This window comes from Mycobacterium sp. TH-M106, assembly GCF_057473765.1.
The window spans coordinates 1-7,132 of the sequence record NZ_JBYCLE010000514.1 but is presented as its reverse complement, the minus strand read 5'-3'; the positions used below and the strand labels follow the sequence as shown (position 1 = coordinate 7,132).

Below are 7,132 nucleotides of genomic sequence, written 5' to 3'. Positions count from 1 at the left end.
GTCGGGTCTGCTCGAGTTCTATTCGTCGACGCTTGCGGCATGGGGTTGGCCCGAGCACGCGCTGCCCGGCTACATCAAAAGCCACGTTCACCCCGATCGGCTCGCCGACGATCAGGTGGTGCTGCTCTCGACGTTTCGGGTACCCACACAGGTGCACACCCGCACCGCCAACTCCAAGTGGCTCGACGAACTGGCCCACACGAATCCGGTATGGATTCACCCCGCCGACGCGGCACGGTTCGGTATTGCCAACACCGGTGACCTGGTGCGGGTCGAGACCGCGATCGGGCATTTCGTCGCCAAAGCGTGGATCACCGAAGGCATCCGCCCGGGCGTGGTCGCCTGCAGCCATCACATGGGACGCTGGCGCACCGTCAACGAGCCGAATGGGGCGGGTGCCATGATGGCCGTCGTCGACCTGGGCCGCGAGGGATCCTCCTGGTCGATGCGAAGACTGCGGCCCGTCGAACCCTACAAGAGCAGCGACCCTGATACGCAACGGATTTGGTGGGGTGACACCGGCGTGCACCAAAACCTCACGTTCCCGGTCCAGCCGGACCCGATCTCGGGAATGCACTGCTGGCACCAGGCGGTGCGGGTCACGCCGGCCGGCCGCAATGATCGGGCCGGCGACATCTGGGTCGACACTGCCAAAGCGCACGAGGTGTACCGGCAGTGGCTGGCGATGACGCGCCCCGCACCGACCGTCACGCCCGATCGAACCCGGCGCCCGTACTGGCTGATGCGTCCGCTCAAACCGTCGCGCGACGCCTACCGGATCCCATCCGGCGACGCCTACCGAGTCCCGGCCCGATGACCGCGGCAGGTGTTGTGCCGCCGGTTACCACCGGCCGCTGTGAATTGCTTCGGGCGCTCGGCGCGGTCGCCCACTCGCCGCCGCCGGCGACCGATCGGGTGACCGACGCCCTGGGTCTTCCGCGGATCACCGCCGCCGACCACACCGAGGCCTTCGTCCTGGCGGCGCCGCCGCATGCGGCTATCCACCTGGGTCCCGAAGGCAAGCTGGGCGGGCAGGGGCTCGACCGGATCGAGGGATTCTGGCGCGCGGCCGGCGTGGATCCGCCCGCCGACGCCGACCACCTCGGTGTGCTGCTGATGTGTTACGCCGGCTTGCACGACACCGACGCCGACCATGATCGAGTTGTCGCCGATGCACTGTTCTTCGAATACATCTGGTCCTGGGCGCCGGGTTATCTTTACGGGGTGGCGGATCTGGGCGGCGACACGATCACGGCGTGGGCCGACCTGGCTCTGACGGCGCTGACCGAACAACAGCGACGGGTGCGCGCGTTCGGGCAACTGCCGCTGGCGTTACGCACGGCTCCCGATCCACTGAACGTCGACTGCGGGTTCGACGAGTTGCTCGACGCCGTGGTCACACCGATCAGATGCGGAATGGTGCTCACCCACCACGCACTGTCGGCCGGGGCAGCGGCTATCGGTGTGGGATACCGGCGCGGGGAACGCCGGTTCGCCCTGAAAGCGATGCTCGGCCAAGACAAGCGAGCCACGCTACGGTGGCTTGGCACGCACGCGCAAGCATGGGCGACGCGGCACAGCGAGCGAGGCGACCCAACCTCGCAGTGGTGGGCTGCCCGCGCCGGGCACAGTGCGGCAATATTGACAAAGCTCGCTGAGTCAGCGCCATGACCGACCGGCAGACCGTTGCTTCTCAGGTGCGCTCAACTGTAGAGGGTGTTGTCGATCCGGAACTTCATTGTCGGCTCGGTGAATTGGACATGGTGCGACACGTCGAGGTCGGCCGTCGCGGCCGGGTACGCGTCGGCATCGCGTTGACCACCCCGAACTGCCCGATGTCCGAACAGATTCGACACGATGTCACCGCCGCAGCCGAGGGGGTCGCCGGGGTGAAGCGCTGCGAGGTCAGACTGTCGACGATGTCGCCCGACGAGCGTGACCGCGCTGCTCGCTACGCGATCGGCGGTCGCGCCAGCTCAGACCCGCGTGAAATCTACGCGATCGCCAGCGGAAAGGGCGGCGTCGGCAAGTCCAGTATTGCCGCGAACCTCGCTGTGGCGCTGGCTCGACAGGGCCGCAATGTCGGACTCATCGATGCCGACGTGTGGGGATACTCGGTGCCTCAGCTCTTCGGAGTGCACCGCGCGCCCGTAGCGATGAACGGGCGGATGCTTCCGGTTCAGGAGCATGGCGTCGCCTTGATGTCACTGGGTTTCTTCGTCGGCCCCAACGAGCCGATCGTGTGGCGCGGTCCAATGCTGCACAAGGCCCTTACCCAGTTCGTCACCGACACCTTCTGGGGAGAACTTGACGTGCTGATCCTGGACCTACCCCCGGGCACCGGCGACGTGACGCTCTCGGTGCTCGAGTTGCTGCCTGACGCGGCACTGGTAGCGGTCACCACCCCTCAAATCGCAGCTCGTTCGGTGGCCAGCAGAGTGGGCGCGCTGGCCAAGCAGGTGCGGATGCCCGTCGCGGGGGTGATCGAGAACATGAGCGAACTGGTCTGCCCACACTGCGCGCAGACCAGCGCCTTGTTCGGCGCCGGTGGCGGCGAGCAGTTGGCAGCCGAGATCGGTTGCCAGGTCATCGGTCGGATACCCCTGGACGTCGAGCTTCGCGACTCCGGCGACCGGGGCGTCCCGGTGGTCATCGCGCGACCCGAGAGCGCCTCGGCGCTCGCGCTCGGCGCGACCGCAGCGCGGCTACGACCCGCACGGCGGCCATTGGTCGGCCGATCCTTCGGGCTTACCCCGATATCGTGACCGGCCACATCGGCGAACCGGCGGCGGCCCGCGACGGAGATCCCGGGTCAGGTGACAGCCCAACAGCGTCCCGCCGGAATCCCGCCTCGGTCACGCCGGCCAAGCGCCGCCTGCCCTGGGGCCATGGAACGATGTTGCAGCCCAATGTGGCCGGAGACGGCGACGCGCCGCTCACGGTGAAGTTCTGGCTGCTGATATTGGTCACCGGAGCCGCGACGGGGCTGCTTGCTGACCTGATGATGCTCATCTTGTTCACCGCCGAGCACGTTGCGTTCGGCGTCAGCACCAGAGGCGGTGGATTTTCCGAAGCCGTCGCGCGCACCAGCGGGTGGCGACGGGTGACGCCGTTGCTGATCGCCGGAGCGTTCGGCGGCGTCACCTGGTATCTGCTGCGCCGCTTCACCCCCGGCAAGACATCAGCGGCCGACGAGGTGCTGTGGACCGGGGAAGGCAGACTCTCGGTGCGGCGCAGTCTGGGTACGTCAGTTATCCAAGAGATCGTGATCGGCCTGGGCGCATCGCTGGGACGCGAAGCCGCACCCAGACTACTGGGGGCAGTCTCGGGAAGCGTGTTGTCCCACTGGGCCGGCATGTCGCCCGCGCAGTACCGGCTCATGGTCGCCTGCGGCACCGGCGCCGGTCTCGCTGCGGTCTACAACGTTCCACTCGGCGGAGCGTTGTTTGCCGCCGAAGTCATGATCGGATCGGTGAACCTGCCCGTGGTGCTGCCCGCACTGGCTTGCTCGGCGGTGTCCACCGTGGTGGCGTGGGTATACCTGCCGCGCCATGCGACCTATGTTGATGTACCTGATTATCCCTATGACATAAGGCTTCTCGTGTGGGCGGCGCTGATCGGACCGATAATCGGGATATGTGCCGCGGGGTACATCCGGCTCATCGGTTGGGTTTCGCGACACCGGACCACCGGCTGGCCATCACTTTTCGCGCCACTGGCGGCATTCTCGGTGCTCGCGCTGATCGGGCTGGCGTTGCCGCAGTTGTACGGCAACGGCAAGGGCATGGCGCACGACGCCTTCCTCGGCCTCGGCAGCCTCGGTCTGCTGGCGGCGTTGAGTGTGCTCAAACCGTTGGTCACCGCAGTGTGCCTGGGCAGCGGTGCATCCGGCGGCTTGTTCACCCCGGTGATGAGCACCGGTGCCGTGCTGGGCGGCTGCCTTGGGCTGGTCTGGGGGTTCATCTGGCCGGGCAGCCCGCTGGGTGCCTACGCGTTGATCGGCGCAGCGGCGACGATCGGCTCCGCGATGCAGGCCCCGCTGGCGGGCTCGGTCCTCGTGCTCGAGCTCACGCACAGCGGGCTTGGGCTGACGATTCCGATGATTGTCGCGACGGTGCTCGCCACCGCGGTCACCCACTGGATCGCCGGGCACTCTATCTATTCGGTGCGGCTCGCATCGTTGCCACCGGTTCGGCCGTCGGGCGGCGACGCCCGGCGTGTTTGACAGCAGACGGCAATGTCACCCGACGGTGGGGCTAGGATCGGCGAAGTGAAGCCAGCCGACAGACTGGGCATCCGGGCACAGCCAAGCGTGAATCTGGCCCTTGCCACCTGGGTCTCGACCATCAACTTCTGGGCGTGGAACTTGATCGGCCCGTTGGGGACTCGTGATGCCGGGCGAATGTCATTGAGCAGCAACCAAGAAGCGCTGTTGGTAGCCACCCCGATCTTGGTGGGGTCACTGGGCAGAATCGTTGCCGGGCCGCTGACCGACCGGTTCGGCGGCCGTACCATGTTCGTCGCGGTGTCCCTCGGATCGGTCGGTCCGGTCTTGGCCGTCGGGGCCGCTTCAAACGCCGGGTCGTATCCCGCACTGGTGGTGTCCGCGTTTTTCCTCGGCGTGGCCGGCACGGTGTTCGCGGTCGGTATCCCATTCGCCAATAACTGGTACGAATCTGCCCGCCGCGGCTTTGCGACGGGGGTATTCGGGATGGGCATGGTCGGCACCGCCCTGTCGGCGTTTTTCACCCCGCGGTTCGTGCGGTCGTTCGGCCTGTTCAGCACCCATGTCATGGTCGCGACGGCGTTGGTGGCCACAGCTGCCTTATGCGTCGCGGTGATGCGAAACGGACCTTATTTCACCCCGAATACCGCTCCGGTGGTGCCGAAGCTCATCGCCGCGGCGCGATCGCGGGTCAGTTGGGAGATGTCGTTTCTCTATGCGCTGGTGTTCGGCGGATTCGTCGCGTTCAGCACCTATTTGCCGACCTACATCAAGAACATCTACGGATTCGCACCGGTCGACGCCGGTGCCCGCACCGCCGCGTTTGCGTTGGCCGCGGTGCTGGCCCGGCCCGTCGGTGGGGCGCTGGCCGACCGTATCGCGCCCAAGTACGTGGTGCTGGCCTCGCTGGCGGGGACCGCGGCGTTGGCGTTCGTCGCGGTCTTTCGGCCGCCACCGGACCTATGGTCGGGTGCGACGTTCATCACGCTGGCACTCTCGCTCGGTATCGGCACCGGCGGAGTATTCGCGTGGGTGACGCGGCGCGCTCCGGCCGGCTCAGTCGGCTCGGTCACTGGAATCGTCTCGGCCGCCGGCGGGTTGGGCGGTTACTTCCCACCGCTGGTGATGGGCGCGACCTACGATCGGGTGCACAACAACTACACCGTTGGGTTGCTGCTGTTGGTGGCTGCCGCGTTGGTCGAGTTCGTCTACACTGCAGCATATTTGCAGGCCCGCGAACCGGCGAGGGTAAGCGCCGATGCCCCGCCGTGATCACGACATGGCGTACCGGTGAATTCCTATCAAACCCACGGTGCCATAGTGGTGCGGGTGACGCCGTCTGGCGGATACTGAAGAGGTGTCGGCGTCGTTTCTGAGCTCGGTGTTGCGCTGGTTGCAAGCCAGTTATCCCGACGGCGTTCCCGGACCGGACCGGGTACCTGTGCTCGCGCTGCTGCGCAGCACCCCGTTGACCGAGCACCAGATCAGAGAGGTGGTGCGTAACATCACTGCTGAAGATTCAAAAGCCTTGGACGACGGCCAGATTGGTGATGACGAGATCGCTCAGTTCATCTCCGACGTAACCCGATATGACGCGGGCCCGGAGAACATCAGGCGGGTAGCCGCCACGTTGGCCGCCGCGGGCTGGCCGCTGGTGGGGGTTGATGCCAATCGGGTCGAGGAGGCCTCGGCCGCTATTTCGTCGGAATTTCCTCGGTAGGCGAATCCGAGCCAGCCGACTCGGTCCGGGCAGACCGAAACATGAATCTTGGCGGGCGCTGTTGCACTTTCTGCGGCCACCAGAACCACCGTCCGAACAGCGCCGCAATAGACGGCGTCAAAAACGAGCGCACGATCAAGGTATCGAACAGCAGCCCGAGGCCGATCGTGCTGCCGGCCTGGCCGATGGAGTGCAGATCACTGGCGACCATGGACATCATGGTGAAGGCGAACACCAGGCCCGCCGCGGTGACGACTGAGCCCGTGCCGCCGATGGAGCGGATGATGCCGGTGTTTATTCCCGCACCGATTTCTTCTTGGAAGCGGGAGACCAGCAGCAGGTTGTAGTCGGATCCGACGGCGAGCAGGATGATCACCCCGAACACCGGCGCAATCCAGTTCAGGTCCAAGCCGAAAATGTGCTGCCACACCAGCACCGACAGCCCGAAGGCTGCGCTCAGTGACAGCAGCACGGTGCCGACGATCGTGGCTGCGGCAACCAGCGCCCGAGTGATCAGCAGCATGACGATGAATATCAGCGTCACCGCCGCTACTCCGACGATCAGGATGTCGTATTTTGCACCCGTTTGGATGTCGTTGTAGACCGCTGCCGTCCCGGTGAGATAGAACTTGGCGTTGGTCAAGGGTGTGCCCTTCACCGCGTCGTGTGCGGCGGCGAGCACCGGCTTGACGAAGGAGATGCCTTTAGGGGTTGCCGGGTCCGCGTCGTAGGTGATGATAAACCGCGCGGCTCTGCCGTCCGGGGACAAGAAGAGCTTCAAGCCTTTCCGGAAATCCGGGTTGTCGAATGCTTCCGGTGGCAAGTAGAAGTAGTCGTCGGCCTTCGAGGAGTCGAAGGCCTGGCCCATCGCGCCCGCCGTGTCGGTCATCCGCGACATTTGATTGACCAAGCCCGAGAAACTGCTGCGCACGGTCAGCAGGCTGCCTTGCATGGACTTGGCGATCGCGATCATCGGGGAGAACTGCTCGACCATGTGCGGCAGCACCGTGTTCAGGTCGCCGAGGTCGTGGAGCAGGGGACGCATGTTTTCGCTGAATCGGTCCATGCCATCGTATGCGTCGAATACTGACCTGGCCGCCCAACAGACCGGGATGTTGAAACAGTGCGCCTCCCAGTAGGTATAAGTCCGGATGGGACGTATAACGTCGTCGAAATCGGCAATATGG

Annotated in this window: 7 protein-coding genes; 6 read left to right on the top strand and 1 reads right to left on the bottom strand. The window is 65.6% G+C overall.

Annotated features, from left to right (window positions below; translation table 11 throughout):
- The 6 genes from AC2VOP_RS17965 to AC2VOP_RS17940 form a co-directional block, all read left to right on the top strand.
- On the top strand, positions 1–817 hold an 817-nt coding region (locus tag AC2VOP_RS17965; protein ID WP_486962222.1), incomplete at its 5' end, for a molybdopterin dinucleotide binding domain-containing protein.
- Complete coding sequence (locus tag AC2VOP_RS17960; protein ID WP_486962221.1) at positions 814–1,671, top strand: molecular chaperone TorD family protein; 858 nt, start codon at positions 814–816, stop codon at positions 1,669–1,671. The genes AC2VOP_RS17965 and AC2VOP_RS17960, both read left to right, overlap by 4 nt.
- Entirely contained in the window at positions 1,668–2,765 is a 1,098-nt protein-coding gene (locus tag AC2VOP_RS17955; RefSeq protein ID WP_486962220.1) for an Mrp/NBP35 family ATP-binding protein, read from the top strand. The genes AC2VOP_RS17960 and AC2VOP_RS17955 overlap by 4 nt, the downstream gene beginning before the upstream one ends.
- A complete protein-coding gene (locus tag AC2VOP_RS17950; RefSeq protein WP_486962219.1) occupies positions 2,762–4,225 on the top strand; it encodes a chloride channel protein in 1,464 nt (487 codons plus the stop codon). Before AC2VOP_RS17955 ends, AC2VOP_RS17950 begins: the two co-directional genes overlap by 4 nt.
- Positions 4,226–4,237: 12 nt before the next feature.
- Positions 4,238–5,497 (top strand): MFS transporter, encoded by a 1,260-nt coding sequence (locus AC2VOP_RS17945; protein ID WP_486962218.1) that lies wholly within the window; start codon positions 4,238–4,240, stop codon positions 5,495–5,497.
- Between the two features lie 109 nt (positions 5,498–5,606).
- Complete coding sequence (locus AC2VOP_RS17940) at positions 5,607–5,945, top strand: DUF3349 domain-containing protein (protein ID WP_486962223.1); 339 nt, start codon at positions 5,607–5,609, stop codon at positions 5,943–5,945.
- Here the strand turns inward: AC2VOP_RS17940 and AC2VOP_RS17935 are convergent.
- Positions 5,920–7,132, bottom strand: a 1,213-nt coding sequence (locus tag AC2VOP_RS17935) for an MMPL family transporter (RefSeq protein WP_486962217.1), incomplete at its 5' end; no start/stop codon positions are given. The two genes, AC2VOP_RS17940 and AC2VOP_RS17935, sit on opposite strands and share 26 nt — an antisense overlap.